Raw genomic sequence first — 25,321 nt, forward strand, 5'->3', positions numbered from 1 at the left:
CACCACAGCAGCGCGCTCGCCGCCAGCCAGGCCAGGAACCACGGCCATGCCGGCCCGCGCCGCTTGGGCGCCGGGCGGGCCGTGGGCGCGGTCTGCTCCGCCGCCCAGCGCGCGGTGGCCGTGCGGGTCTCGCTGGCGCGCACCGTCGCCAGCGAACCGGAGGCAAGGACAGGCACAGCGTAGCTCTCCTCCCCCTCGCGCCCCGGCTGGACGATGGTGTGGACCCCCGCCACGCGCGGCCAACAGGCGGCACACCCAGCCGGCCCCGCCCGCGGATCGACGGCCAGCGCGACTGCACGCCCTGCCGGATCGCGAACGCTCAGGCGGTCGCCTACACCCGCTACGAATCGACCACCTGGACCTTCCGCCACATCTCGGGGACCGAGGCATCGGTCACGGTCGGGGGGCGGCTGCGGGTGACGGCGGCGGAAGGGCTGCGGGCTGCGGTGCTGGCCGACATGGGGCTTGCGGTCGTGTCCGAATGGATGTTCGGCCGCGAGATCGCGAGCGGCGCGGTGGTGCGCCTGCTGCCGGAGTGGTCGCTGCCCTCGATCGACCTGTGGGCATTGTTCCCGAGCGGGCGGCTGGCGAGCGCCAAGGCGCGCGCCTTTGCCGATTATGTCGCAGGGGTTATGCGGGAGGCCTCCTGATCGGGCGTTTCGGGCGCGGCGCGGCTGAGGCACCATGCGGTCGCGAAGGCCACCCCGAGAATCATCGCCCCGCCCCCCGCCTGTGCCAGCGACACCGGCTCGGCGTAGAACAGGAGGCCGCCCAAGGCGGTCAGCAGCGAGATGAGCGGGAAGGTGGTCGCTGCCACGCCTGCGGTGACGCGGTGCAGCCCGTGAATGAAGAGCACGGTCGCGACCGCGTGGATCAGGATGCCCGACACGACCAGCGGTGCCAGCACCGTGAGCGATGCGAAGCGCGGCAGTTCGGCGAGCGGCCACAGCGGCGCCGAGAGCCCGACGGTTACCACCGCGACGGTCTGCACCGCCACGGCGAGCGCGATCGGCTCGGCCGTCTGTGCGAAGCGCCGGGTCGCCACGGTATCGAGCGCCGCGGCGCCGACGCCTCCCAGCGTCAGGAGAATGCGCGCCAGCGATGCCTCGTCCCCCGGCCCGGCGGCTTGCGTCACGAGCACCACGCCCAAGGTCGCCACCGCCGACGAGGCCATGGTCAGCCCCGATGGACGCTCGCCCAGCAGCGGCCAGGCGAGCAGCACCACCAGCACCGTCTCGAAGGCGAACAGCAATCCGCTGAGGCTGACCGGGATCAGCGCGAGGCCTGCAAAGGTCAGCATATAGGCGAGGCCCGGCTGGAGCACGCCGGGCCAGGCGCAGCGCCATATCCGGCCGCGCGGCATACGGCCGAGCAGCGCCGCCGCGATCCAGCTGACGATGGTGGCCGAGAGCACCTGCACGAACACCACGGGAAGCGGGGGCAGGGTCTCGACCGCCTGCTTCGACACGAGCACGCCCACTGCCACCGCCAGCGCAGCGGCGATGATCGCGGCGAGCGCGCCGAGGCGGCTGTCGCGCTTCACCCAGCGTAGAACGGGTAGTCGATATACCCGTCCCCGCCCCCGCTGTAGATACGCGCGGCGTTCAAGGGGTTCATCGGCAGGTCCTCGCCTAGGCGGCGCGGCAGATCGGGGTTGGCGATGAACAGCCGCCCGAAGGAAGCCGCGTCGATCTCGCCCGCCTCCAGCGCTGCCCGCGCGCGGGGGCCGGTGTAGCTGCCGTTGGCGATGTAATTGCCGCCGAAGGCCTTGCGGACCACCTGCGGATCGACGATCCGGTCGAAGGGATCGCCGCGCGGGTCGCTCGGCTCGACGCAGTGGAGATAGGCCAAGCCGCGCTTGCCGAGCTGCTCGGCAAGGTAGCCGAACAGCGGTGCGGGGTTGCTGTCGCTCATGCCGTTGATGGTGAGCGAGGGCGAAAGGCGGATGCCCACCCGGTCCGCGCCCCAGACGCTGACGACCGCGTCGGTCACTTCCAGCGTCAGCCTGGTGCGGTTCTCGATCGAGCCGCCATACCGGTCGGTGCGGTGGTTGGTCCCGTCCCGCAGGAACTGGTCGAGCAGGTAGGCATTGGCGCTGTGCACCTCGACCCCGTCGAACCCGGCGGCCTTGGCATTGATCGCGGCGTGGCGGTAATCCCCGACGATGCCGGGGATCTCGCCGGTCTCCAACGCGCGGGGGACCACGAAGTCCTGCGGGCCTTCGTCAGTGAAGGCGTGGCCCTGGAGCCCCACCGCACTCGGCGCAACCGGCAGCCCGCCGCCGGGCTGAAGCGAAGGGTGCGACAGCCGCCCGACGTGCCACAGCTGGAGCATCATCCGGCCCCCGGCGGCGTGAACGGCGCTCGTCACCCCGCGCCAGCCTTCGACCTGCTTGTCGGAATGGATCCCCGGCGCGCCCGCATAGCCCTTGCCCTGCGGCGAGATGTGGGTCGCCTCGGAAATGATCATCCCGGCGGTCGAACGCTGAGTGTAATGGGTCTGCTGGAGTTCGTGGGGCGCGTCGTCGGCATTGGCGCGGGTGCGCGTCAGCGGGGCCATGACGATGCGGTTGGGCGCTTCGATAGCCCCGTAGCGGATCGGCTGGAACAGGGGGTCGTGGGTCATTGCTGGGCTCCTCCGGCAGCAGGTGAGGCGGGCGCCGGGCGGTTCATGGCGACGGCGACGATAAGACCGAGTGTGGCAAGCGCGGCCCCGGCGATTTCGAAAAAGTGAGGTGCCGTGCCGCTCGGAAGGCTGGCGAGCGCCAAAGTCAGCACCGGGACGATGGCGGGGAACAGCCCGGCCCTCGACGCGCCGAGCCGCCGGACCGCGACACCATAGGCGATCACCGCGATGGCGCCGGCGGCAAGGCCCTGGACCGCCACTTGTGCCAGCAGCGTGGCGGGGGGCAGCGCCGCGATGCGGCCGAAGTCGCCCGCGATCAGCATGGCGGGGATGACGAGCAGCGCGGACAGGGTCGAGACGGCGGCGGTTACCGCCAGCGGACCAAGCTCCCAGCGCTTGATGAGGATGGTGAAGCCGGTCCAGCCGAGTCCGGCAGCGACGAACATGAGGTCGCCGATCCACACCATGCCGCCGCCCATCGCGTCGGCTTGGCTGGCAATGACGATCAGGCCGGCGACGATCAGTGCGGTGCCGGCGAGTTTGGCCGGGCCGGAGCGCTCCTTAGGTGCCCAGCGCATTCTGCGACAGCGCGAAGGTCGCATAGAGGTTCGGCACGAAGCCGAGCTGGCCCTTGAGCGCGTCGAACAGGCCCTGGTTTGCGGGGCTGACAGTGTCGCGGGTCGGAACGGTGAAGCTGGTCATGGGACGATCCTTTGTTGGCCCGGCGGGATGCCGTGGCCCACAAGTGCCCTGACCCGGCCCGGACCGGCAGACCGCCCGTGGCGATAGCTTCTATGCCTCCGGGGAATGGCCGGAGGCGGCGTCCGTCGCCGCGGCGCCCGGGAAAGCGGTTTGACAGGCCCGCTGGAGATCGTGCGCGCCCGCGCGGCCGATGGCGATGCGGCGGAACTGGCCGGGGGTCAGCCCCGTCATCTTCTTGAACGCGGCATTGAAATGGGCCTGGTTCGCAAAGCCACAGGCAAGCGCCACCTCGACCAGCGGCACATCGCGCTGCCCGAGGTGTGCGCGGGCGCGGTCGATCCGCATCCTCAGCACGAACTGGTAGGGCGTGACCCCGATATCGCGCTTCATCACCCGGCACAGATGGCCGACCGACATCTCCGCCACCCGCGCCAGATCGAGCACGTCGATCGGCTGGTCGATGTTGTCGCCCACGAAGCGTTCGAGCTCGTCCAGCTTGCGGCGGGTGATGTGGATCCGGCCGGGCGCGGCTGCCCGGTGCGGCGGATCGGACGGGGGGCTGCCGGCGTTGACGCAGGCGATGAAGCTCTTGAGCAGCCCGTCATGGGGAAGCGGCGTTTCGGGGCCGGGCGTGCGCAGGCCATCGGCAAGGTAGCCCGCCACCGCCACAAGATTGTCGCTCGCAAGGCCGATCACCTCGCGAAAGGTGTGGGCGGCGTCCCCTTCTAAGATCGCGGGCAGCGAGGCATCGCAAACGAAGATCGGCACCACCCTGTGCGGGACGGGCGGTAGGCGCAGGTCCTCGTCCCCGTCGAGGCGCAGGATCGAGACCGTTCCGCCCGGCAGCGCCAGCGTCGTCTCGCCAGCGCCACCGAGCCGCTGCGTGATGACGGCGCGGCGGGCGGCGAGGATCAGCCAGCCCCGCGTCCCGGCAGACACGCCATTCGTCCCTGCAGGGGTCGGCCAGCACGCCAGCGCATCGCCGCGTGCAAGCAGCATCCTGACTGTCAATCCGTCCGCGAAATCGTGCTGCATGGTGACCGATCCCTTTGACCCCGTCACCAGCCTACCCGGTCGCGCACGGCAGCGCGTCCATCATCCTATCGGCTTACACGATCCGATCACCGCCGTGGCCGCGCACCGTCGCCTGATACTGCGAAGGCGACATCCCGCACGACTTCCTGAAGGCCGCTGAGAAGTGCTGAAGCGAAGAGAATTCAAGCAGGTGCGAAAGCTCGGTGATCGAGATCGATGTCTCGCGCATGAGCGCCTTCGACCGTTCGATTTTTCGCTCGATGATCCACCGATAGGGCGGCATCCCGAACTCGACCTTGAACACGCGCATGAAGTGCGGGACCGACAGGCCGCTGACGGCGGAAAGCTCCGAAAGCGCGAACTGACTGTAAAGGTTGGCTTCGATGTAGTCCGCCACCTGCTTCATCCGCGCGCGCTGGGGGCGTGCGTCTGCCAGTTGCGGCACCTTGCGGCGATTGATGTTCGACCATGAATGCAGCAGCTCGGCGGCGACGGCATAGCCGACCGAATCCGCCAGCAGGCGGTTCGTGGGCAGGTTGTCCTTCAGCAGCACCGCCCGGCGCGCGACTTTCACAAGGCCCGGCGCGGGGGCGTTCCTGGGGTCGATGAACTCCACCGCACCGCGCCGGAAATCATCGCCCAGTGCCTGTTCGAACAGCGTCTCGGACACCAATATGCGCGCGAACTGGCAGGTCTCCGCGCGGTAGCGGATCGCATAGTCGACCCCGCCCAGTCCCAGATTGGCGGTGCCTGGCGTGCCCCATGCCGCGTAGCTTGTCGAGCCGTGCTGGTTCTCTACCCAGATGCGGCCCGACAGATGCACGCAGACCAGCAGCATCTTGTCCGGAAGGCAGGCCATTACCTCGCTCAGTTCCTCGCGATCGAGGAAGCCGTGGCTGACGATCACCTCGCCGGTGACGCCGATCGTGTCGCTCGCGCCGTAGAGGCCCGGCCAGCGGAGTTCAGGTAATCCCATGCCCCGTCACATCCCCGTCCCGATGCGCCCCCGGGGCCGAGGATGCATCATATCGCGCCCAGAAACGCAACCGGTTTACCCCCAGATCGGCGATCTCCGCAGCGATGGCGGGGATATCCAGCAAAACCGTCGCTGCGAGGTCGCTTTGCCCGGAGACGATGTAAAGCAGCCGGCGATCGCGCGGACCGATGCTCTGCTGGAAGATCCCGGCTGCGCAGCACGCGGACAGAAATGCCTGATCGGCCGCCTCGTAGAAGCGCAGTTCGTCGGCGCCGATACCCGGTTTGAGGGTTACCGTGGCGAGCCAGTTGTTGCAGGCCGTCTCGCCTTCATTCGCCAATCCGCCATCGATGCGCTTGCCCATGTCGGCACCTCGCTTGCCATGAGCGCCTCTGGCACGCCGAGGCACCCCGCGTCTTTCGCGTTCCCGGCATCGTCGCGCGGCGCCGGCGGCCTGCCGCCTAGCGTCACCCAGGCCTGCGCGTCAGTCGGCCGGGCCGGCAGCGGGCACGCCTGCGCTTTCGCCCACGGGCAGGGTCCACCACGGCCCCCCATCCCTTTGCGCCCGCTGCACGCCTGTCAGGAGCAGGCAGCGCATGAAGGTCGGGTCGAACATCATCGCGTTGCGTTTGGGGCACCTGGGGCCGAAATTGACGGGGCCGGGGGCGGCGATCCCCTCCGCGGTGCTGAGATGGATGGGCCCAAGCGGGTTCTGGAGCCTGAGCGACGCGATCGACCCGACCTCGAGCTCGTTGACCATAAGGTCATAGGCGCGCAGCGCCTGCGGCTCGGCGCTCTTGACCGCGTCGACAGCGGGATCCTTCTCCCGGGTCGTCGGGCCATTTCGCAGCACGTAGAGCCCGGGCAGCGCCGCCGCGCGGGCGCGAAGCGCCATGAGGCGTTTGCGCGCGGCAAGCTCCTCCTGCATCACGGATGCGAGCGCCGCCTTGGCCGCCTCGACCTGCGCCGATGCTTCCTCGATCCGCGTGCCCAGCGCGAGCCGCTCGGGCGCGGCGCGCTTCGTACCCGGCGCGTCGCGCCGGGCGAGCAGCTCGGCAAGCTGCGCCTCCAATCCGATCACCACGCCCTGCTGCTGGATCAGCTTGTCCGAGGCGCTGACAAAGGCATCGAGCGCGGGGGCCAGATTGACCGCCTGCGCCGCCTTGGCGCCGACATACTCGGCGAACACCGACCGCCGCACGCCGCCGTCGAACAGCGTGTTGGGCGCAGGGTCGTCAGCGCTGCGCCCCGTTTCGCTGTTCACGACCCGCATCTGCTGGTGGAACACCGGCATCGCCGCCGAGGCGAGGCTGGCCGCCAGCAGACAGCGCGATGCGCGGGCGATCGACAGGTCCTCGCCGGCGCGATCCTGGCGGATCTCGCGGAGCATCTCGTTGACGTCGACCTGCTTGAACTGTCCGTCGGAGGCATCGACGAACCCGATCAGGGCGTCGACCCGCGCGGTATCCACTCCCCGGTAAAGCTCCGCGATGAAGCTCGTCTTCGGCTTGCCCAGCCTGTCCGTGTCGAAAACCTCGGTGAGGTGCCGGCGCAGCGGGTTCGTGCCCGCAACCGAACCCTTGAAGACGGCGCGCACGAAGCCGGTGTTGTCGACAAGGTCGCTCTCCCTGGCGGGAAGGTAGCTCTTGACCAGCTGGCCCAGCGCGGCCGTCCGCAGGTCCTTGGTGCGGCCGGGATCGAGCACGATCATCAGCAGGCTTGCCTGCAAGCCGCCGGTGCTCACTCCGGTGATGGTGCGGATATCCAAGGCATCGAGCTTCGCGAAGTCGATCGCGTCCGGAACGATGTTGCCCGCCGCATCATGGCACGGCAGCGCGCCGCCGTGCCGGTCGGTAACGATGTCGCGCGGACAGGCCAGCCCGAGAAACAGGCCCGCGCCGTAAGCGCCCCACTGTCCGCCGCCCGACAGCAGCAGGATGTTGCGGGGCGGTTCGGCCACAAGGCCCAGCCCGCCCGCCGTGCCCGTGAGGGGCGGCGCGAAGAGATCGTCGATCGCCTTGACGGCGGTGGCATTGGCGGAGCCGGTCGAAGGCGTGGCCTGAGTGAGGATCGCGCCCGGAAGGCCAGGGTCGCGTTCGATGCTCTGGATGACCGAGCCCAGCGACATCGGCTTGGCGAAATCGTCGAACCCGGCGCATCCGACATCCTGCCCCCCGCGCGTCGACATGCAGCCGCTCAGCGCCGCCGCCGCCAACATCGCAATCGTGGTCTTCATCCGCCGCATGGAATGCCCCCCTGTTCCCCTCGCGTCGCCGGTTGTTTTGCCACCCGCACCGCGCGATGCAAGCACAACACATTCCTTGGACGGCGCGCATGGAATTGGTGCAATAGAGGCGCACGCCGCCAGCAGTCGGCGCACATGGGGGGACATACAGATGCCGAGTACGACGCTCGAAACTTTCGCCGCCTGGTCGAACTACCATCTCACCATTGGCGACCAGCCCGGTCCCGGACAGCCGCCGGCAATGACCGTCAAGCAGCAGCGCCGGCTGCACTGTGCCGATGTTGCGGATCTCGCGGTCGAGGAGACGATGAGCCAGACGTCGGCACTGCTGATGGAGGCGCTGCACGATATCGCCAAGATGCGCAGCGAGCAGGGCCCGCTCAACCCGGTCCCCGGGCCGTTTGCCTCGGGCGTGGTGGGGCGCGGCTGGAGCTTCGCGCCGCTGATCGGCACGCCGACCTCGCAGATCGTCGCCGACGGGCTCAGCTGGTTCAGGATGCTGCCCGACGAACTGCGCCCCGCGCAGGGCCCCGCGCGGGGCGCCACGCTGTGCGTGTGCGGCGGGGGCACGCGGCTGCGCGAACTGGTGACCTGGGCCGAGCGCGAGGGCCATTCGATCATCACCAGCGGCACCCATCTCGGGCCGACCATCGCCGGCGGCTTCGGCACGGCCAGCCACGGATCGCGGCTCGGCCACGGCGGCTTGCAGAACCTCGTGCGGGGGATGCACATCGTCACGGGCGAGGGGGACCACGTGTTCCTCCAGCACCCCGACTTCCCCGTGCTGGGCGACGCCGCCATCGCGAGCCTGGTCGCCGAAGTGCGCGCTGACGGCGGGCCTGCGCGCCCCGTCGCCTGCCGCGCGATCACCGATGCGGCGCATTTCGAGAACGCGCTGGTGCACCTCGGCTGCATGGGGATCGTGAGCGCGGTCGTGGTCGAACTGACGCCCAAGGAAGACCTTGCGGTGATGGCGTGGAAGCATCCGATCGACGCGGCATGGCTCGAACGGATCGCCAAGGGCGATTTCCAGGGGATCGCCGACCAGATGAACGCCGACGGCCGCGAGCCCTTGTTCTACGAGCTGACGATCGATCCGCAACCGGGCCCGGACAGCCGGGGCGGGGGCGGGGAGGCCGGGTCGGAGCTGGCGACGCACCTCCTCTACTTCGCGGCAGAGGGCACCGCGCCCCTGTCGATGCCCGGGCGCCGCCCGGTTCCGGCCGATGCCGTCGTCTCTCTCGCCAAGAACCTCTTCGCGCTGTCGCCGGACAAGGGGCCGCACGACTTCCTCGGCGACCCCCTCGAGGGCGATCCCGATCCCGACATCCTCGCCGCGCTCCGGACCCTCCTGCAAGGCGCCTCGAGCATCTTCGAGGAATACCTCGCGCAGGGCGGATTTGCCGCTCCGGCGCAGCCCTTCGACCCGGCGCAGGCGATCAGGCGCGGCAGCTGGGGCGAGATCCACGGCGACGAGATCACCGGCGCGGTTCCCGGCGCGCTCTACAACGCGTCCTTCGCCATTCCCCTCGCCGACGTGCCGGCAGCGGTCCCGGCCATCCGCAAGGCGGTCGCCGGACTGAGCCCCAGCTTCGTGTTCACGCTGCGGTTCCTCAAGAATCCGGCGGGCAGTCTCGCCTTCACCCGCTTTCCCGAATGCGCGGTGATCGAGATCGACGGTCTGTCGCCGCTCATCTGCGACATCGTGCTCGCGGTGTTCCGCAAGCTCGGCCCGGTCGATCCGCGCCTTGAGCGCGGCCTGCAGAAGCTCAGGGACACCCTGCCCACCGCCGCGTCGCTGGTGCGCAAGGCGCTCGATGCGGCAGGGATCGAGCATTCGCTGCACTGGGCGAAGCTGGGCGGTCTCGACGCGGCCAAGGTCGCCGCCGATTTCGGCCCGCGCCCGGACCAGCCCTCGAAGATCGCTGCCTGGCAGGCCACGCGCGAGACCCTGCTGCGCGATCCTGTGGCGCGCGATATGTTCCGCAACGGCGCAGCGGTCCGCTACGGTCTGGTGCCCGGCCTGCCGGGCGAAGATCTGCCGGCCTGAGAGAGGCCTGGTCGGCCATGACAGCGATGCCGCCGCTTCCTCACCGGGTCGCGGACGGCAGCGTCTCCGATCAGATCCCTGCCCGCAGCGCTGCGGGCGGTGCTTGCGGCAAGGAAGCGGTCAGTCAGAGAGGAAGGTGGCGGAGACGGAGGGATACTCGCCCTGCGTGTTGCGCTGATGCAAAAACAGTGACTTAGGCAATCGGAACCTACTGAGATTGTAGCAAAGATTGTAGCATTGGGACCCCATCTTTGGTCTGCTCACGGCAATCTCTGCAAGAAAGCCGACATCCTACTTTCAGTCAGGGCATTGACAGTTCTCGCCCCAGAGGCAGTCGTTCGCGATCGTCAACGAAGACGTCTGCTTCCGCCGAAAGCCGCCGTGCCGCTTTTGGGATTGCGCACGGGCGCTGCTTATGACTGCAGATGGGTGGGGAGCTGCCGGACCAATTTGGAGCGCATGACGGGAATTGCTGCCGTAGATCGCAGCCTTGGCAATGCGTCGCTGCTCGACAAGACCGCCCTGCATGATGCCTCGTTCAAGCCGGATGGGGCTTCGAACAGCGTGGCCACGCTGTTGCGACACAAAGCTAGAACAACTCGATCTTCGGAGCGGCCGAGGCGGCCGGTCCGCCCGCTGATGCGAAGCGCGCGTGAACGAGTCTCTGGCTTTCCATGACATAGTTTTGCTGCTGCTCTTCGAGCAGGTCTGCAACGCTGCGCGACGGGCCGGCGCCTTGGTATGAACAGACCGCGAGCTTCCCGAGTTCCCCAAGGGCACACCCTACCTGCTCCAGGCGTTGGCGTGTCACATCCTCGAACTGTAGTCGCCCGAGCATGTCGGAGAGGGTGCATACGATCTCGCTGTGCCCGGCTTCCATGACTTGCATGAGTTCTGAAAGTCGGGCGCTGACCGTGGCGGCATCATCCTGCGCGCGTTCCAAGTCGCGGACAAGATTGAGGACATCATCTCGATGCCCGCCTTCGCGAGTCGGCAGGGCAGCAACGATCTGTGTTTGCATTCGGTCGGCGAAGAAGTTGATGCTGGCGCTAACCTCGCGCGCGCCATCGGCGGTCTGCGTGGCAAGTGCCCGCATCTCGGTCGCGATCAAACCGAAGGCCGCCCCCATTTCACCGTGGCGGTGGGCTTCCACCGACGCGTTGATGGCAAGGAAGAACGCCTTGTCGGCGACCTGAGAGATCACGTCGAGCGCGCTGCGCAGCTCCTGAAACTCATGCGCCAGAGACTGGAGCCCGGCATAGTTTTCGGTGATCGTGCGGTCCCGCTCGGCCAGCATTCCACCCAGCTGGCTGATGATTGCTCCCGGCACCTTGAGGACATCGCGCATCGTTTCCACGCCCGCAAGCGAGTGACCGATGCGCTCACGCTGCCCGATCGAGAGGCGGTTGATGGCCTCTACCTGCGTGACCACCGCCGTCACGCCTACGGCAACATCCTGCTGCACGCCTTCTATCTGGCCGCGCAGGGTCTCAAGGAAGGTCTGTGCCGCGGCCAAGTCCCTGCGCGTGCGCTCCGGCAGCTCGTCTCGGTGCAGCACTGCCACGTTGCTGGCGATCTTCTGCCAATCGCTGGCACGACGCTTAAACGGTCCAAAGATGGGCGCGGGCGCGGGCCGCTGCCTTTGCCCGAGCACGAAAGCACAGCCTGCGGCGATCATTATCCCGACAATCGCTCCATCGCCTGCTGCCGTCGCTCCCAGACCAGCGCTCGCAAGCAGCAGCATGCCCACGAACCATGGAACCGGGCGAGGAGGGCGTTCGAAAGCCATGGCGCTAAAGCTCCGTCCCGGTCAGGCAGCGGCGGGGAGCACTTGCCGGATCACACCCAGAAGGTCAGGACCGGATAGCGGCTTCACCAGCCAGCCGGTTGCGCCGAGGCTGCGGCTTTCATCGCGCTTGGCCTGATCGCTCTCAGTGGTGAGGGTCAGGATCGGGATGAAGCGGCAGGACGGCAAGGCACGGGCAGCGCGGATGAATTCCAGCCCGCCCATGTTCGGCATGTTAATGTCGGTAATGATTAAATGCGGCCGCAGCCCCCCTTGCAGGATCGCGAGCGCCTGGCTGCCGTCGCTGGCGGACTCGACAGTGAAGCCGTTCATTTCCAGCGTCGCCCGAAGGCTCATGATCATCGTCGGGGAATCGTCCACGATCAGGATTGTCTTGCTCACTGATGATGCTCCTTCTTGGCGCGAGGCCCTTGCCGACGCGGGGCGACGCGCAAACCTAGACCGAGCGACGCGTATGGATCGCCAGCGATACGCTCAGCATGATCACGTAGCGGCCGCAGCCTTGCGACGGCGGCGTGGGGCGCGGGCCGCTTTCTGAGGAGGCGCTTCGGGCGGGAGCGGGACGGGAGCGGGCAGCGCCGCATCGAGCCATAGCCCCAGAGCGGGATCGGCCGGGCGCGCGACAATCTGCGGGGCGAGAGCCATGAGACATTGCAGCACCGCCGCATGCAGCCCGGCGCAGGCGGCAAGATTGGCCTCGCGCGCCCGGCCCGTCACCAGCCATTCGGCCAGATCATGCGCCTCTTCGACCGTGCAATGGCCCTCGAGCACCGCGCAGGCTCTGTCCAATCGCATCGGCATCACAGCATCTCCTTCAGATTGAGCACCAGCAGCACCCGCCCGTCGCCCAGCACAGCAGTGCCAGAAAAGCCGCTCATGTTGGCGAGGATCCCGGAGAAGGGCTTGAGGATGATGTCCATGCTGGTGCCGAAATCGTCGACCACCAGTCCCACCATGGCATCACCAAGCCGCAGGATCAGCACGGATTCCAGAGGGGGGTGATGCGGCTCCATGCCCAGCATTGCCCGAAGGCGCACCAGCGGGATGACCGTATCGCGCAGCACTATCGCCTCGGCGGCCTTGAGGCGGCGGATCGCAGCGGGATCGGCGCGCACTGTCTCAACCACGAGGTCCATCGGCACGCCATAGGCCTGCCCGGCAAGATCGATGGTCAGCACCCGCGTCACCGCCATCGACAGAGGCAGCCGCAGGCGCACGGTGGTGCCCTCGCCGTGCTGGCTGCGCAAGGTCACCTCGCCGCCCAGCCGTTCGACGACGCTGCGCACCGCGTCCATCCCCACCCCGCGTCCCGACAGGTCGGAGATAGTCTCGGCGGTCGAGAAGCCGGGGAGGAACACCAGCTGCACGGCCTGTTCGTCGGTCAGCTGCGCGGCGCGTTCGGCATCGATCAGCCCGCGCTCGATCGCCTTGGCACGCACGCGGCTCGGATCGACCCCGCGGCCATCGTCGCTCACGGCGATCACCACGCTGTCGCCTTCCTGCGAGGCGACCAGCCGCACCGTCGCGACCTCGGGCTTGCCGGCTGCACGCCGCGCCGCTCCGCTCTCGATCCCGTGATCAAGGCTGTTGCGCAGGATGTGGGTGAGCGGTTCGGCAAGCGCCTCGATCACGTTCTTGTCGGCCTCGGTTGTCTCCCCCTCGACCACCAGCTGAACCCGCTTGTCCTGCTTGCGGGCGATATCGCGCACCAGCCGGGGGAAGCGCTTGAACAGGTCGGAAACGGGCATCATGCGGATACCCATGACCGCGCCCTGCATCTGCCGGGTGATCCGATCGATGACTGCGTACTTGTCCTTGATCTCGCGGGCGAGCTCGCGGCTGCCGAAGCGGTTCTCGGCATCGCGGGCGAGGAAGGGGAGTGCGTTCTTGGCGACCACAAGTTCGCCCACGAGGTTCATCAGCATATCGATCCGCCCCTGTTCGACCCTGAGGGTGCGCTCGGCGGTATCGGGGCGGGAGGGGCCTGCGATCGGGGCGGCATCGCCCGGCGTGTCGGCGACGACGGCGGCGGCGTCATCGGCGGGCGGGCCGGGTGCCAGCAACGCCGCGACGGCGACGGCAAGGGCCTCTGCGTCGGGTGCATCGCCAAACGGCACGGGACGGCCGAGCGCTGCGCACAGGTTGCGCAAGGTCGCCGCGATATCGTCCACCTGCCCCGCGCGGGCAGGCTCGGCGAGGGCGCGGCGCTGGGCCTCGACCAGTTCGGCGGCGAGTGGCGGGAGCGCGGCGGCGGCGGGCCCGGCGGCGGCGGGTGAGGGCGCCACCTCGTCCAGCAGGCCGATAGTCACCGCATCGGGCATGTAGCGGAAGTGCTCCTCCACCGCCTCGACCGGGGCGCAGGAGGCAAGGCGGATGCGCAGGTTGCAGACGTAGGGATCGAACAGCGGCGCAGCGGGCCAGTCCTCGCGCGGGGCGATGGCGAACCACACCAGGCCGGGCAGCGTCCGGGCGACATGCAGCGGGTCCTCGCCGCTGAAGAAGCAGGTGGCATCGGGGCAATACTCCACCGTCACCAGCGGGCCATCCTGTCCACCGGCGTCACGGATCGCGGCGACTTGCGCCTCGGCCCAGTCATGGCGGATGCGCCCGCCAGCCGCCGCGGCAGGCTGCGCGGGACCGTCGGTCTGCTCCAGCCGCAGACGGTAAGCCCCGGCAAAGCGCCGTGCGATCTCCATTGCCGTGGGCGGCAATGCGCCGCCCTGCTGGAACAGCCCGATCCACTGGCCGACATGGTCCAGCCCCTCGAGCAGTTCGTCGGCCGCCGCACCGTCCATCCGCACCCGGCCTTCACGCATCGCGCCGAGCAGGTCCTCGCCCGCATGGACGAGATGCACCAGCGCAGGCAGATCAAACAGGCCGGCCGCCCCCTTGATCGAATGCACGGCGCGGAACAGGGCGTTGATCGCCCCCTGATCGCCGGGATCGCGTTCCAGCGCCAGCAGGGCGTCCCCGGCCTCTTCCAGCAGAGCGCGGCTTTCCTCGACAAAACTCGCAGCAAGTGCGGCCTGTTCTGCCCCGACCTGCAGCGTGGGCGGCGGGGACGGGGATTGGGGCGGCTTCAGCGGCATGGCACACCTGTCATCAGTTGGACCGTGGCAATGAAACGGTCCGGATCGATCGGCTTGGGAAGGTAGAAATTTGTCCCCGCCCGATAGGCGCGCGCGATATCCTCACCCGCCTGTTCGGTGCTGAGCATTACCGCCGGGATCGCGCACAGCTCCGGCCGGCGGCGCGCCTCGGCAAGGAAGGTGTAGCCGTCCATCTTCTGCATGTTGATGTCGACCACGAACAGGTCGAAGCGCTCCTCAAGCGCCTGTTCTAGCGCTTCGAGCCCGTTTATCGCCTCGGCGACGGCAAATCCCGCAGGGGTTAGCAGGCTGGTGCAGAACAGGCGCACGGTCAGGCTGTCGTCAATCACCAGCACCCGACGCGGTGACGGGTTGGCGGCAGCATCGGCGGGCGCATCGGCAAGCAACTGGGGCATCGTCGTCATGGCAGCGGCCTTTGGTGAACGAGGGCTTCGGGGAACTTGCGGGGGCTGAACAGGGCGGACACGCGGCTCATGCTCTCCGAATGGCCGAGCGCGATGAAGCCGCCTGGGTTGAGCGCATCATAGAACAGGTCGGCCGCCCGGCGGCGCGACAGGTCGTCGAAATAGATCAGGAGGTTGCGGCAGAAGATCACGTCGATCCGCCGCATCCGCGCCATCGCCAACGGGTCCGAGACGTTGATCAGGCCGAAATCGACCGATTCACGCAGATCGGCGATCACCTGCCAGCGATCATCGCCGACCGGGCGAAAATAGCCGTCGCGGATGCGCGGGGTGACGCGGTGCATGCTGCGCGCGCCGTAAATGCCCTCACGTGCCTCGGCGAGAGCGCGGCTGTCGATGTCGGAAGCGATGATCTCGATATCGAAATCGCTTGCCCTTGACCAGTTCTCTAGCACCGCGATCGCGATCGAATAGGGCTCCTCCCCGGTCGAACAGGGGATCGACCAGATGCGGATGCGATCACGGCGCGGGTCCTTGCGGTCGGCGATCTCGTTGAGCATGTGCCGGGTCAGGCAGTCGAGCTGGTAATCCTCGCGGAAGAAATAGGTCTCGTTGACCGTCATCGCGTTGATCAGCGCCTGCATTTCGGCGCCGTCGTGCTCGAACTTCACCAGCGAGAGATATTCGCGCAAGGATGCGCAGCCGGTCGCCGCGATCCGTTCTTGAAGGCGCTTGTCGATGAAGTAGCGGCGGCTGGCATCGAGGCTGATGCCGGTCTTGCGATAGAAGAAGTCGCAGAACGCGATTACGTCCTCGACCACCAGGGCCGGTTCGGCGCCCTGGTTTGCGCGCAGGGGGGACGAGGTGGCCACGCCTAGGCGTCGTCGAAACGGCGCAGCGCGATCTCGATCGCGAATTGCAGCTGCGGCTCGCCCGCAAAGCGCGCCGCCATGGCGCAGAGGGCAGCGCGCGCGCCGGCTGCGATCGATCCGCCCAGCGCCTCTGCAATATGGGCGCAGACATTGGCGTCGCCTTCCCGCTCGGCAAGGGCGATAAGCCATGCGGCAGCCTCGGGTGCGGGAAGATCGGCGGCGAGCAGCACCGCGAAGCTGCGGATGTCGGGATCGACCTCCCGACCGAGGGTATCGAGCAGTGCGGCGGCGTGATCGGGCATGGCGGCAAGCGTTTCGAGCGCGCCGTTGCGCAGCGCGGGGTCGGGATGGGACAGCAGGCCCGCCGCAGCTTCGGCGGCGGCGCGGGTGCTGATCGCCGCGAGGGCGAGGAACGCGGCCTGCCGGACGCTGGCATCGGTCTCGCCATGGAGCAGGTCGGCGAGACGCGCTGGGCCGCCGGGATCGCCGACGAAGACCTGCACCGCCTGCCGGCGCAGCCCCGGGTCGGGATCGACGAGGCTGGCGACGGTCACCATGTGGGCGGGTGCTTCGGCACTGCGGCTTCCGGCTTTCAGCAGGCCCATGACGCGGCTCCCCCTGTCGTGGCCCGCGCAAGGCTGCGGATGCGCGCCTGCGCCACCCGTTCGAGCCGCGCGGCGATGGCATGGCCGGGGAGCACCTCGCTGGCCCCACCGCACTCGACCAGCGCGCGCGGCATGCCGTAGACGACGCAGCTCTCCTCGCTCTCGGCGATGGTGTAGCCGCCGCGCCGTTTGAGCTCCGCCAGTTCCGCCGCGCCGTCATCGCCCATGCCGGTCAGCTGCACGCCAATCAGCGAATCCGCAGTGACGGTCTTGAGCGCGCTTTCGACCAGCCGGCTGACGCTGGGATGCCAGGTATGCGCGCGCGAGGACGGGACCATTGTCGCCACCAGCCGCTCGTCGCGCGCTTGCACGATCATGTCTGCATCGCCGCGCGCAAGATAGATCGTCCCCGCCTCGAGCACGGTATGGCGCCGCACTTCCTCGACCCGCATGGCGCAGCACTGGTCGAGCCGCTGGGCGAAGTGGCGGGTGACGCTGGCGGGCATATGCTGACAGACCAGCACCGGCATCGGATAATCGCCCGCGAGCGCGGAAAGAATCTCCTCCAGCACCGCCGGCCCGCCGGTCGATGCGCCGATCAGAGTCAGCGCCTCGTTGCCCGGGCCATAGCCCCCGGCACGCGCACGCGGTTGGACCGGCGCGCGCATGATCGCGTCGCGCCGCGCGGCGAGCCGCTGGCGCAGGCCGGTTGCGCGCCGGATCCGCGCGCCCGCCGCCGCCGTTACCTTGGCGATGATCACGTCCTCCTGCTCGCGCAAGCCCGTCGAGACCGTGCCGCCCGGCTTGTGCATGAAGTCCACCGCCCCGAGCGCGATCGCCTCAAGCGTTGCAAGCGCGCCTTCCTCGGTCAGCGAAGAGATCATCACCACCGGGCGCGGCATCTCCGCCATGATCCGGCTGAGGCAGGTGAGCCCATCCATTTCGGGCATGTTGATATCCAGCGTGACGACATCGGGCGCATCCGCCGCGATCCGCACCAGCGCCTCCGCCCCGGTCCGGGCAGTCGTGACCGTGCAGCCGCCGCGCGTCAGAATGTCGCCGATCTGTCGGCGCATCAGGGCGGAATCGTCGACCACCAGAACCTTCATGCTGTGCGTCCCCTTGCGTCAGGTCCGTTCAGGCCGCTGCGGCGACCGGATCGATCGCAAGCAGTTTCTCGGTATCGAGCAACAGGATCATCCGGCGCGCCTCGGTCAGGTTGGCGACGCGGCGGATCATCCGACGGTTGGCATCAGTGGTCTCGGGCGCGGGCTTGATGAAGCGGTGGTCGATGCGCATGACCTCCGCCACGGAATCGACGATGAAGCCGGTCTGCACCCCGTCCATGGTGAACACCACGATGCGCTGGCGATCATGGTCCTCGCACGGCGGCAGGCCGAAGCGCGCGCGCTGATCGACCAGCGGGATCACCTCGCCGCGCAGGTTCATCACGCCGCGAATGCAATTCTCAGTGCGCGGCACCCGGGCGAGATCGTCGGGAACGCGGACGATCTCCTGCACCGCGGCGATATTGACCCCGAATTCCTCGCTCTCGAGGCGGAACACCACGAATTGTTCCTGCCGCCGCGTTTCGGCGGCGGTGCGGTTGGCGGGGCCGGTCATTGGCACATTCCTTCGGGCGAGGTGATCCTGCGCGCTCTCGAGCGCATGCGCGATCGCGGGCTGATCGAACATCGCCTCGGCCGAGAGGATCGAGACGAGCCGCCGACCTCCGTCGAGGCGGCAGATGGCGGTGATTTCTGCAAGATTGCGGTCAGCGGCGAGCATCGCGGGCACCGCATCGATGCCGCTCTGGCGCACCCGCAGGACTTCGTTGACCTTGTCGAGCAACAACCCGACCAGCAGGCCCTCGCCCACGGAGACGACCGCGACCCGGTCCTGTTCGCAGGCGGTGCCCTCAGGCAGGCCGAACAGGCCGCGCAGACTGACCACCGGGAGCAGGCGATCGCGCAGGGCGATCAAGCCAACCACGCTCGCGGCCGCCTTGGGGACCGCAGTAATGCGCTCGGGACACTGCACGATCTCGCGCACCGACTGGATCGGCAGGGCATATTCCTGCCCGGCGACCTCGAAGCTGACGAGCTGGATTTCGGGGTCGGATGCGATGTCGGCGCCAGTGTCGCAGGCACTTCGCAGCGTCGCTACCCCGGTATCATGCGCGGCGAACCCGTCATGCGTCGTCGGCCCGCTTCCGGCGAGTGCGGCATATTCCTGCTCGATCAGCCGGGCGCTATCGAGCACCATTACAAGGCCCAGCGCGCCTTCATCCTTGATCACGCCCTGAAGCAAGTCGGAGCGGATGGTCTTTTCGGCCTCTTCGCCATCCTCGATCCGCGCGGCATCGACCGCGATGACGCTGATGACCCGGTCGACGACGATGCCGATCGGCTGGGCGTGATCGAGCACCACCACGCGGGTCGCATCGTCGGGCGCGGCCGGTTCGCTGCCGAACAAGCTGCGGGCGGCGACTACGGGCAGCACCGTGCCCCGCAGATTGGCGAGCCCCTCCAGACTCGGCGGCGCCAGCGGCACGCGCACCACCTCGGGCATTCGGATGATTTCCTTCACCTCCTGCAGCGCCACGCCGAATATCTCTCCGGCCACGGTGAAGACCGTGAACTGGCGCTGGCGGGCGGGGCTGACCGCTTCGGCGGAAGTGTCGACGGGCGGGGTAACTTCGCCGGCCGCAGTGTCCGGCACGATCCGGGTATGTTTCATCGGGGAGCCTCCCTGTGGCGGGCTGGATTAGGGGCCCGCGATCAGGCGGCGGATTGCAGCTCGTCGGCCATCGAGGCGACATCCTCGATCGCGACGGCGAGATCCTCGGCCCCTTCGCTCTGCTGCTTGGCGGCGCTGGCGGCTTGGGCAGCGGCCTGATCGGCCTGGGTCGCGGCGGCGGCGATCTGGTCGATCCCGGTCTGAACCTCGATGACCTGGCGCAGCATCTCGCCCGTGCTCTCCTGGATCGCCCGGTTCCCGCTCAGCACCTCGTTCATGTCCTCGGTGACCCGGGCGAGCGCCACGGTGATCGCCTTGTTTGTCTCCACCTCGTCGAGCGCCGCGCGGCTGATCGTGTCGAGATCCGCCGCGACATTGGCGATCTGTTCCTGAATGGTGCGCACCAGATCCTTGATCCGGTCGGCGTTTTCGGAGGATTCCTCGGCAAGGTTGCGGATGTCGTTGCTGACCACCGCAAACCCCTGACCAAACTCGCCCGCGCGCGCCGCCTCGACCGAACCGTTGACCGCGAGCATGTTGGTCTTGATCCCGACCGTGGTGATCGCCTCGACGATCTTGTCGATCCGGCGCGAGACCTGTCCTAGCTGGCTTACCTGCCCGCGCAATTCGGCATTGCTGTCGACCGAGCTGGCGACGCCTTCGATCATCTGCTCGACAGCGCCGCGGCTGCGCGCGATCAGTTCGGACACCGCCTCGCCGCGTTCCAGCCCGGTGGTGGCGGCATCGCTCGAAAGCTGCGCGCCCTTGCGGATCTGTTCGATCGCCGCGCCCGACTGGTTGGCGGCCGCCGCAGCGGTGCGTGCGCCGCCCGCGATCTGGTCGATGGCGACGAGAATCTGGCTCGCCGAACGGTTGATCTCCTCGACCGCCGCCGACAACTCCTCGGCTGCTGAAGCCACTTCCTCGGCGCTCTTGCGCACGTCGGTGGAGTTCTTCATTTCCTCGGCGACGTCTGACAGGTTCTGCGCGGTGACATCGCATTCGCGCAGCGCCGAGGCCTGCTGGTCGAGTGTGGCGACGACCTCCTCGCACGCCGCCGATTGCTCGGCCGCCGCGCTCGAGATCGCCTCGGAGCCCTTTTGCGCCTCGATCACCGCGGTTTGCGATTCCGCGCTCAACCGGGCGATTGTTTCCGCGCCGGTCAGGATCACGTCCATGTCGCCCTGCAGCTGGGCCAGTTGTTCGGTGACCTCGGCGCCTTTCCCGGCCTCGCTGCGGGCCGCTTCGGCCGAGGTGAGAATGCCGGCGGCGATCGCTTGCACCTCGGCCTGGATCTGGCCGACCAGCAGTTGGATTTCCGAGGCGCTCTTCTCCGAGGTTTCCGCAAGGGTGCGCACTTCGTCGGCGACCACGGCAAAGCCCTTGCCATGCTCGCCCGCCCGCGCCGCCTCGATCGCGGCGTTGAGCGCGAGCAGGTTGGTCTGATCGGCAATCCGCGCGACTGCCTTGACGATCTCGCCGATATTAGTCGCCTGCGCCTCGAGATCGCTGACGGTCTTGACGGACGTGGTTTGGCGCTCGGCGGCGGTCCTGAGAGCTGTTACCGAACCCTCGATACGGCTGCGGTTCTCTACCAACAGGGCCTGAAGCGCGCGGGTGCGTTCGAGCGAGGCCTCGGCGGCGCTGCGGCTGTCGCCGACCAGCGCGCTGATAGCGGAAACATTGTGGAGCGACTGCTGCGAGGCGCTGGCCGACTGCTCGGCCCCGGCGGCGATCTGTGCCATCGCCGACTGGAGTAGCTCAAGCGCCTGCGTCGCCTCGGCCACGCCGCCAGCGAACTGGGTGCTGGCCGCAGAAATGCGCTCGGCAGCCTGCTGCTGGCGGGCATAGGTGCGTGCGGCACGCTTGCGGGCATCGGCCTCGCGGGCGGATACCGCCTCGTCGGCCTTCGGTTTGCCGCGCGACTTGGCCGCGAGGGCCCGGTCGGCCAGCATCCCGTCCGGTGCCGTGCTGCCGTTGAGATTTTCCTTTTTGACAAGCGCCATCGTCGAACTCCCGAAACCTGTCCGGCCCGATGACTGACCTGAAGTAGGTCGCTCTCGCCCGACATGGCCGGGTTTAGGACTGCTTTGCGTAGCAATCGTGGGGATAGGAATGGGTGTCTCTGCGGAGATCGCACATTAGCCCGGCTCAACCACAATTGCCGGATGCTCAGCGCGGGTGTGCGTTCCCGGCAATCAATTCCGACGAAAAGCAGAGTCCCGATGTGCGCTGGTTTCGTCGGAGGCCGGGCAGGACCGGCAGAACGATAGCATAAGCAGCTCATCCGCGCCCCATCAGCGCGCTGCGGCTTTCATGAGGTTCCAGTTCGCAACCGAAGGTCCGGCATGGGGTCGCTTGCTGAATTTCGGCTTTTGGCAGAACCCCTGTCGAAGCTGACCGACCGGTATTGGCGAATCCAGTCATTCGGTATGTCGATTGAGAACGGCGGTTAAGTCCCACGTTTGGCCGCACCCGGTTGATGAGCGACCCGATGAAATTGCCAGTCGGCCATTCGTTTCACCGCTATAGCCGGAGCCAGCGTTCATCGATCTCGCGCAAGTGGCCCGCGCCATAAGGTGGGGGAAGCTCCCTGATGGGGATAACCTCGGCGTCGAGGTATCTCATGGCACGTATTTGCTCGTCGGCCTCTGATCCGCTCCCTGGTCCAGACGCTGATGAGGCAGCCTCCACTTCGACAAGCCATGCCCGGACCGCCCGCTCCATGTCCTCGCGCTCCGCACGCGCGTCACCCGCATGAAGTCCAGATGCACCTTTGGCTGGTTCCGCTTGCCCCGTGCCTCTTCGATCCGCCGGTTGCAGAATTCGTTGTGCATAGTGGCAAGGGCCTTGGCGCGGCCCTCTGTGACGTCGCCAAGGCTGCGGACATGCTCACGTATACCCCCGAAGGCAGGCCGGGCATCGACTGGGATGCTCCGGCGGAAGGCTCTGCCCCCGCCGGTAGAGGTGCTTTGCAACCCGTTGCATCGAGTTCGGCTTGGATTGTTTTGTAGCAGGCATTGTGGCAACCGTAGCCACCGCAAGTGGCGGTTTTCTAGGCTTTTCTGCTAGATCAATGCCTTGCGGGGCCGGTGGCGGAGACGGAGGGATTCGAACCCTCGGTACCCTGATAGAGTACGGTTCCTTAGCAGGGAACTGGTTTCAGCCACTCACCCACGTCTCCGGGCACAACGCTTGGCTGCGAGGGCGGCGCTATAGTCGGCCCTTGGGCCAGCGGCAAGCCGGGTCCGACAAAAAAGCGGGCGGGCACCGGGCGGACGCCGCGCCGGGTGCATGGTTCGGCACCGGTTCAGCCTTGCCGCCATAGGCAGCAGCCAACGCTTCGTCGCAATTCCGATTCGCTCCGGCGACGAGCGGTTGCACGGCGCGGGCGCAGGGATTCTCCTCGATGCGCATAAAACCGGGGCTGACCGATGCTGCGAGAGGCTGCATGATGAACCTGATGAAAGCCCGTATCCCCGATTGGCGCCGCAGGCTCGCCGGCCTTGCGATGGGGGCCTGCGCGGCCCTGTCGCTCGGCGGGCCGCTGGCGGCACAGGATCTCGAGAAGGTCGATCCGGACGCGGCGATGCGCGAGGGCGGGATCGATGCGGACCTGTCGAACCCGCGCCCCCCGGCGCCGCTGCCCGCCCCGGTGCCCGAGCCTGCTCCGTCGCCCGTTCCCGCGACACCCGCCCCGGTCGATCCGACCGCCAACTGGAGCGAGTATTCGCCCGCCGCGACCGCCGCCCCTGCGGCAACGCCCGCCGCCGCCGCCACCTCCGACACCTATGGCGAGGACGATCTCATCGGCGCGGCCGAAGGCGTGTTCGGCAAGGGCGCCGAAGGGCTCGCCAAGCTGATCGAGGATCTGCTCAAGAAGCAGGGCCGCCCCAACGGCTACATCGTCGGGCGCGAGGCGGGCGGAGCCTTCATCATCGGCGCACGCTACGGCTCGGGGACGCTCCACCACAAGGTCGAAGGACAGCGCCGGGTGTACTGGACCGGGCCCTCGGTGGGCTTCGATGCCGGAGCCAACGCGGGCAACACCTTCGTGCTGGTCTACAACCTGTTCGACACCGAGGACCTGTTCAACCGCTTCCCCGCGGGCGAGGGGCAGGCCTATCTCGTGGGCGGCCTCAACGCGAGCTACATGCGGCGCGGCGACGTGGTGCTGATCCCGATCCGGGTCGGCGCGGGGCTCAGGCTCGGGATCAACGCGGGCTACATGAAATTCTCGCGCGAACAGAAATGGGTGCCGTTCTGATCGGCTGACGGCGAAAAACGCGGTTGCCGAGCGGCGGGCGGCGCGTCATGGCCCGCTCTATCATGCTCGAACGACTCAGCCCCCAGGCGCCCGATGCGCTGCTCGCCCTGATCCGCCTCCACGCTGCCGATCCGCGGCCCGACACGATCGATCTCGGCGTCGGCGTGTATCGCACCGAGGATGGCGCGACCCCGGTGTTCGCCGCGATCAAGGCGGCCGAGCAGAAGCTTCTCGAGACACAGGACAGCAAGTCCTACCTCGGACCCGAAGGGGACATGGGCTTCGTCAATGCGCTGATGCCCTACATCTTCGGCGCCGCCGCGCCGACCATGGGCGGGCGGGTGCAGGGGATGCAGACCCCGGGCGGCACCGGCGCGGTGCGTCTCGCGCTGGCGATGGCGGGCAAGGCCGGGGTCAGGCGCGTCCACATGGGCGTGCCGTCCTGGCCCAACCACGCGCAGATCCTCGCCGATCTGGGCATCGAGCCCGCCCCCTTCGATCACGCGAAGCCTGACGGCACCGCCAATCTCGAGGCGGTGCTTGCCGCGATCGAAGGCGCGGGCGCGGACGAGGCGGTGCTGCTCCACGCCTGCTGCCACAACCCGACAGGCATCGACTACACCGCCGACCAGTGGGCCGCGATTGCCGAGGCTTTCTCGCGGAGCGGCACCTTCCCGATCATCGATTCCGCCTACCAGGGCCTCGGCCACGGGATGGAGGAGGACGCGGCCGGGATGCGCGCCGTCCTGGCGCAGGTGCCCGAGGCCTTCGTCGCGCACAGCTGCGACAAGAACTTCGGCCAGTACCGGGACCGGGTCGGCGCCTTCTACGTCATGGCCAAGGAGCCGGGCGATCTCGAAACCGCTTTCTCGAACGCCAATGCGCTGGCCCGCGCGGCGTGGTCGATGCCGCCCGACCACGGCGGCGCGGCGGTGCGGATCGTGCTGCGCGACGTCGATCTGACCCGCCAGTGGCTCGCCGAGCTCGACACCATGCGCGCCCGGATGCGCGGGGTGCGCGACGCGCTCGCAGCGGCGGGCACGGCGGGGCGGATCGACCTCACCCCGCTCGGGGCGCAGAACGGGCTGTTCTCGATGCTGCCGATCACCAAGGAGGAGGTCGCCAAGCTACGCGAGGAGCACGGCATCTACATGGCGGCCTCAGGCCGCATCAATATCGCCGGGCTGACCAAGGCGAACCTGCCCAAGTTCATCGCCGCGCTGGCGGCGGTCGCGCAGTAGGGCACGCCGATGCTCGACCGCCAGCCCGTGCTGGAGGACGAGCACGTCCGGCTGCGCCCCCTGCGTGCCGCCGACTGGGAGGCGCTGTTCGCGGTCGCCTCGGACCCGCTGGTCTGGGAGCAGCACCCCGCGCACGACCGGTGGAAGGAGGAGGTGTTCCGCCCCTTCTTCGCGGATGCGCTCGCCAACAGGGGCGCGCTGATCGCTTCGGACGCGAAGACCGGCGCGGTGATCGGCTCCTCGCGCTTTCAGGGGCTGGAGGAAGCGGACGGCGGCTCGGTCGAGATCGGCTGGACCTTCCTCGCCCGCTCGCACTGGGGCGGCACCTACAACTACGCGATGAAGCGCCTGATGCTCGCCCACGCCCTCGCCAGCGTCGCCGAGGTGCGGTTCCTCGTGGGCGCCACCAACACCCGCTCGCGCCGCGCACTGGAGAAGATTGGCGCGGTCCTCACCCAGAGGCGCGAGGACCGGGTGATGGCCGATGGGGCGGTGATCGAGCACCTCACCTACGCGATCACGCGCGAGAGCTTCGCGAGCGGGCCGCTGGCCGGCTGACGGGGCAGCGCGCCGGCCAACACGGCCCCGCACACCGGATCACAACGGGAACAAAGCGCGCTTATTCTCCCTGCCTTGGCCCCAC

Annotated in this window: 23 protein-coding genes, 1 tRNA gene and 1 pseudogene; 5 read left to right on the plus strand and 20 right to left on the minus strand. The window is 68.2% G+C overall.

Annotation, left to right across the window (positions count from 1 at the left end):
- Positions 1–233, minus strand: a pseudogene (locus tag OPU67_RS08305) (hypothetical protein); the annotation flags it as partial.
- Here OPU67_RS08305 and OPU67_RS08310 point away from each other — a divergent pair.
- Entirely contained in the window at positions 219–650 is a 432-nt protein-coding gene (locus OPU67_RS08310; RefSeq protein WP_267619072.1) for a LysR substrate-binding domain-containing protein, read from the plus strand. The pseudogene OPU67_RS08305 and the gene OPU67_RS08310 overlap by 15 nt on opposite strands.
- Here the strand turns inward: OPU67_RS08310 and OPU67_RS08315 are convergent.
- From OPU67_RS08315 to OPU67_RS08350, 8 genes are all read right to left on the minus strand, one after another.
- Positions 617–1,543, minus strand: coding sequence for a DMT family transporter (locus OPU67_RS08315; RefSeq protein WP_267619073.1), 927 nt, complete (start codon positions 1,541–1,543; stop codon positions 617–619). The two genes, OPU67_RS08310 and OPU67_RS08315, sit on opposite strands and share 34 nt — an antisense overlap.
- A complete protein-coding gene (locus OPU67_RS08320) occupies positions 1,540–2,625 on the minus strand; it encodes an alkene reductase (RefSeq protein WP_267619074.1) in 1,086 nt (361 codons plus the stop codon). Before OPU67_RS08320 ends, OPU67_RS08315 begins: the two co-directional genes overlap by 4 nt.
- Positions 2,622–3,203, minus strand: a complete 582-nt coding sequence (locus OPU67_RS08325) for a DMT family transporter (RefSeq protein WP_267619075.1) — start codon at positions 3,201–3,203, stop codon at positions 2,622–2,624. The genes OPU67_RS08320 and OPU67_RS08325 overlap by 4 nt, the downstream gene beginning before the upstream one ends.
- Entirely contained in the window at positions 3,187–3,327 is a 141-nt protein-coding gene (locus OPU67_RS08330) for a hypothetical protein (RefSeq protein ID WP_267619076.1), read from the minus strand. Before OPU67_RS08330 ends, OPU67_RS08325 begins: the two co-directional genes overlap by 17 nt.
- 90 nt (positions 3,328–3,417) lie before the next feature.
- A complete protein-coding gene (locus OPU67_RS08335) occupies positions 3,418–4,362 on the minus strand; it encodes a helix-turn-helix transcriptional regulator (protein WP_267619077.1) in 945 nt (314 codons plus the stop codon).
- A 73-nt stretch (positions 4,363–4,435) separates the two neighbouring features.
- The gene (locus OPU67_RS08340) at positions 4,436–5,338 is read right to left on the minus strand and encodes a helix-turn-helix domain-containing protein (RefSeq protein ID WP_267619078.1); all 903 of its coding nucleotides are present in this window, start codon (positions 5,336–5,338) and stop codon (positions 4,436–4,438) included.
- The gene (locus OPU67_RS08345; RefSeq protein ID WP_267619079.1) at positions 5,325–5,702 is read right to left on the minus strand and encodes a hypothetical protein; all 378 of its coding nucleotides are present in this window, start codon (positions 5,700–5,702) and stop codon (positions 5,325–5,327) included. The genes OPU67_RS08340 and OPU67_RS08345 overlap by 14 nt, the downstream gene beginning before the upstream one ends.
- Positions 5,703–5,822: 120 nt before the next feature.
- Complete coding sequence (locus tag OPU67_RS08350) at positions 5,823–7,526, minus strand: patatin-like phospholipase family protein (protein WP_267619080.1); 1,704 nt, start codon at positions 7,524–7,526, stop codon at positions 5,823–5,825.
- 208 nt (positions 7,527–7,734) lie between these two features.
- Between OPU67_RS08350 and OPU67_RS08355 the strand changes: the two genes are divergently transcribed.
- Positions 7,735–9,633, plus strand: a complete 1,899-nt coding sequence (locus tag OPU67_RS08355) for a hypothetical protein (protein ID WP_267619081.1) — start codon at positions 7,735–7,737, stop codon at positions 9,631–9,633.
- 589 nt (positions 9,634–10,222) lie between these two features.
- Here OPU67_RS08355 and OPU67_RS08360 read toward each other — a convergent pair.
- The 11 genes from OPU67_RS08360 to OPU67_RS08410 all read right to left on the minus strand — a co-directional run bounded on the left by OPU67_RS08360 (position 10,223) and on the right by OPU67_RS08410 (position 22,354).
- The gene (locus OPU67_RS08360) at positions 10,223–11,377 is read right to left on the minus strand and encodes a methyl-accepting chemotaxis protein (protein ID WP_267619082.1); all 1,155 of its coding nucleotides are present in this window, start codon (positions 11,375–11,377) and stop codon (positions 10,223–10,225) included.
- A 66-nt stretch (positions 11,378–11,443) separates the two neighbouring features.
- Positions 11,444–11,821 carry a response regulator gene (locus tag OPU67_RS08365; RefSeq protein WP_267619083.1) on the minus strand — a complete coding sequence of 126 codons (378 nt, stop codon included), beginning with the start codon at positions 11,819–11,821 and terminating at the stop codon, positions 11,444–11,446.
- A gap of 102 nt (positions 11,822–11,923) precedes the next feature.
- Entirely contained in the window at positions 11,924–12,241 is a 318-nt protein-coding gene (locus OPU67_RS08370) for a hypothetical protein (RefSeq protein ID WP_267619084.1), read from the minus strand.
- Entirely contained in the window at positions 12,241–14,529 is a 2,289-nt protein-coding gene (locus tag OPU67_RS08375; RefSeq protein WP_267619085.1) for a chemotaxis protein CheA, read from the minus strand. Before OPU67_RS08375 ends, OPU67_RS08370 begins: the two co-directional genes overlap by 1 nt.
- The gene (locus OPU67_RS08380) at positions 14,520–14,954 is read right to left on the minus strand and encodes a response regulator (RefSeq protein WP_267619086.1); all 435 of its coding nucleotides are present in this window, start codon (positions 14,952–14,954) and stop codon (positions 14,520–14,522) included. Before OPU67_RS08380 ends, OPU67_RS08375 begins: the two co-directional genes overlap by 10 nt.
- Entirely contained in the window at positions 14,951–15,826 is an 876-nt protein-coding gene (locus OPU67_RS08385; protein WP_267619087.1) for a CheR family methyltransferase, read from the minus strand. Before OPU67_RS08385 ends, OPU67_RS08380 begins: the two co-directional genes overlap by 4 nt.
- Positions 15,827–15,828: 2 nt before the next feature.
- Positions 15,829–16,431, minus strand: coding sequence for a HEAT repeat domain-containing protein (locus OPU67_RS08390; RefSeq protein WP_267619088.1), 603 nt, complete (start codon positions 16,429–16,431; stop codon positions 15,829–15,831).
- The gene (gene cheB / locus OPU67_RS08395) at positions 16,419–17,540 is read right to left on the minus strand and encodes a chemotaxis protein CheB (RefSeq protein WP_267619089.1); all 1,122 of its coding nucleotides are present in this window, start codon (positions 17,538–17,540) and stop codon (positions 16,419–16,421) included. Before cheB ends, OPU67_RS08390 begins: the two co-directional genes overlap by 13 nt.
- A gap of 28 nt (positions 17,541–17,568) precedes the next feature.
- Positions 17,569–19,170 carry a chemotaxis protein CheW gene (locus OPU67_RS08400; protein WP_267619090.1) on the minus strand — a complete coding sequence of 534 codons (1,602 nt, stop codon included), beginning with the start codon at positions 19,168–19,170 and terminating at the stop codon, positions 17,569–17,571.
- Positions 19,171–19,211: 41 nt separating this feature from the next.
- Positions 19,212–21,176 carry a methyl-accepting chemotaxis protein gene (locus tag OPU67_RS08405; protein ID WP_267619091.1) on the minus strand — a complete coding sequence of 655 codons (1,965 nt, stop codon included), beginning with the start codon at positions 21,174–21,176 and terminating at the stop codon, positions 19,212–19,214.
- A 1,087-nt stretch (positions 21,177–22,263) separates the two neighbouring features.
- Positions 22,264–22,354, minus strand: a tRNA-Ser gene (locus tag OPU67_RS08410).
- Positions 22,355–22,624: 270 nt separating this feature from the next.
- On the opposite strand from OPU67_RS08410, the gene OPU67_RS08415 reads away from it, so the two are divergent.
- The 3 genes from OPU67_RS08415 to OPU67_RS08425 all read left to right on the plus strand — a co-directional run bounded on the left by OPU67_RS08415 (position 22,625) and on the right by OPU67_RS08425 (position 25,236).
- The gene (locus tag OPU67_RS08415; protein ID WP_420708982.1) at positions 22,625–23,437 is read left to right on the plus strand and encodes a DUF1134 domain-containing protein; all 813 of its coding nucleotides are present in this window, start codon (positions 22,625–22,627) and stop codon (positions 23,435–23,437) included.
- A gap of 62 nt (positions 23,438–23,499) precedes the next feature.
- Positions 23,500–24,678 carry an aromatic amino acid transaminase gene (locus OPU67_RS08420; RefSeq protein WP_267619093.1) on the plus strand — a complete coding sequence of 393 codons (1,179 nt, stop codon included), beginning with the start codon at positions 23,500–23,502 and terminating at the stop codon, positions 24,676–24,678.
- A 9-nt stretch (positions 24,679–24,687) separates the two neighbouring features.
- Entirely contained in the window at positions 24,688–25,236 is a 549-nt protein-coding gene (locus tag OPU67_RS08425; RefSeq protein ID WP_267619094.1) for a GNAT family N-acetyltransferase, read from the plus strand.
- The last annotated feature ends 85 nt before the right edge of the window (positions 25,237–25,321 follow it).

Origin of the sequence: Erythrobacter sp. WG (genome assembly GCF_026586795.1) — a bacterium.
Taxonomy (GTDB): domain Bacteria; phylum Pseudomonadota; class Alphaproteobacteria; order Sphingomonadales; family Sphingomonadaceae; genus Erythrobacter.

Excerpts from the sequence above, each read along its gene's own strand:
- OPU67_RS08380 (WP_267619086.1), bottom strand. The coding sequence starts at position 14,954 with ATGACGACGATGCCCCAGTTGCTTGCCGATGCGCCCGCCGATGCTGCC.
- OPU67_RS08405 (WP_267619091.1), bottom strand. The coding sequence starts at position 21,176 with ATGGCGCTTGTCAAAAAGGAAAATCTCAACGGCAGCACGGCACCGGAC.
- OPU67_RS08320 (WP_267619074.1), bottom strand. The coding sequence starts at position 2,625 with ATGACCCACGACCCCCTGTTCCAGCCGATCCGCTACGGGGCTATCGAA.
- OPU67_RS08420 (WP_267619093.1), top strand. The coding sequence starts at position 23,500 with ATGCTCGAACGACTCAGCCCCCAGGCGCCCGATGCGCTGCTCGCCCTG.
- OPU67_RS08340 (WP_267619078.1), bottom strand. The coding sequence starts at position 5,338 with ATGGGATTACCTGAACTCCGCTGGCCGGGCCTCTACGGCGCGAGCGAC.
- OPU67_RS08400 (WP_267619090.1), bottom strand. The coding sequence starts at position 19,170 with ATGAAACATACCCGGATCGTGCCGGACACTGCGGCCGGCGAAGTTACC.
- OPU67_RS08390 (WP_267619088.1), bottom strand. The coding sequence starts at position 16,431 with ATGGGCCTGCTGAAAGCCGGAAGCCGCAGTGCCGAAGCACCCGCCCAC.
- OPU67_RS08335 (WP_267619077.1), bottom strand. The coding sequence starts at position 4,362 with ATGCAGCACGATTTCGCGGACGGATTGACAGTCAGGATGCTGCTTGCA.
- OPU67_RS08415 (WP_420708982.1), top strand. The coding sequence starts at position 22,625 with ATGAACCTGATGAAAGCCCGTATCCCCGATTGGCGCCGCAGGCTCGCC.
- OPU67_RS08360 (WP_267619082.1), bottom strand. The coding sequence starts at position 11,377 with ATGCTGCTGCTTGCGAGCGCTGGTCTGGGAGCGACGGCAGCAGGCGAT.
- OPU67_RS08345 (WP_267619079.1), bottom strand. The coding sequence starts at position 5,702 with ATGGGCAAGCGCATCGATGGCGGATTGGCGAATGAAGGCGAGACGGCC.
- OPU67_RS08355 (WP_267619081.1), top strand. The coding sequence starts at position 7,735 with ATGCCGAGTACGACGCTCGAAACTTTCGCCGCCTGGTCGAACTACCAT.
- OPU67_RS08350 (WP_267619080.1), bottom strand. The coding sequence starts at position 7,526 with ATGTCGACGCGCGGGGGGCAGGATGTCGGATGCGCCGGGTTCGACGAT.
- OPU67_RS08425 (WP_267619094.1), top strand. The coding sequence starts at position 24,688 with ATGCTCGACCGCCAGCCCGTGCTGGAGGACGAGCACGTCCGGCTGCGC.
- OPU67_RS08325 (WP_267619075.1), bottom strand. The coding sequence starts at position 3,203 with ATGCGCTGGGCACCTAAGGAGCGCTCCGGCCCGGCCAAACTCGCCGGC.
- OPU67_RS08370 (WP_267619084.1), bottom strand. The coding sequence starts at position 12,241 with ATGCCGATGCGATTGGACAGAGCCTGCGCGGTGCTCGAGGGCCATTGC.
- OPU67_RS08330 (WP_267619076.1), bottom strand. The coding sequence starts at position 3,327 with ATGACCAGCTTCACCGTTCCGACCCGCGACACTGTCAGCCCCGCAAAC.
- cheB (WP_267619089.1), bottom strand. The coding sequence starts at position 17,540 with ATGAAGGTTCTGGTGGTCGACGATTCCGCCCTGATGCGCCGACAGATC.
- OPU67_RS08375 (WP_267619085.1), bottom strand. The coding sequence starts at position 14,529 with ATGCCGCTGAAGCCGCCCCAATCCCCGTCCCCGCCGCCCACGCTGCAG.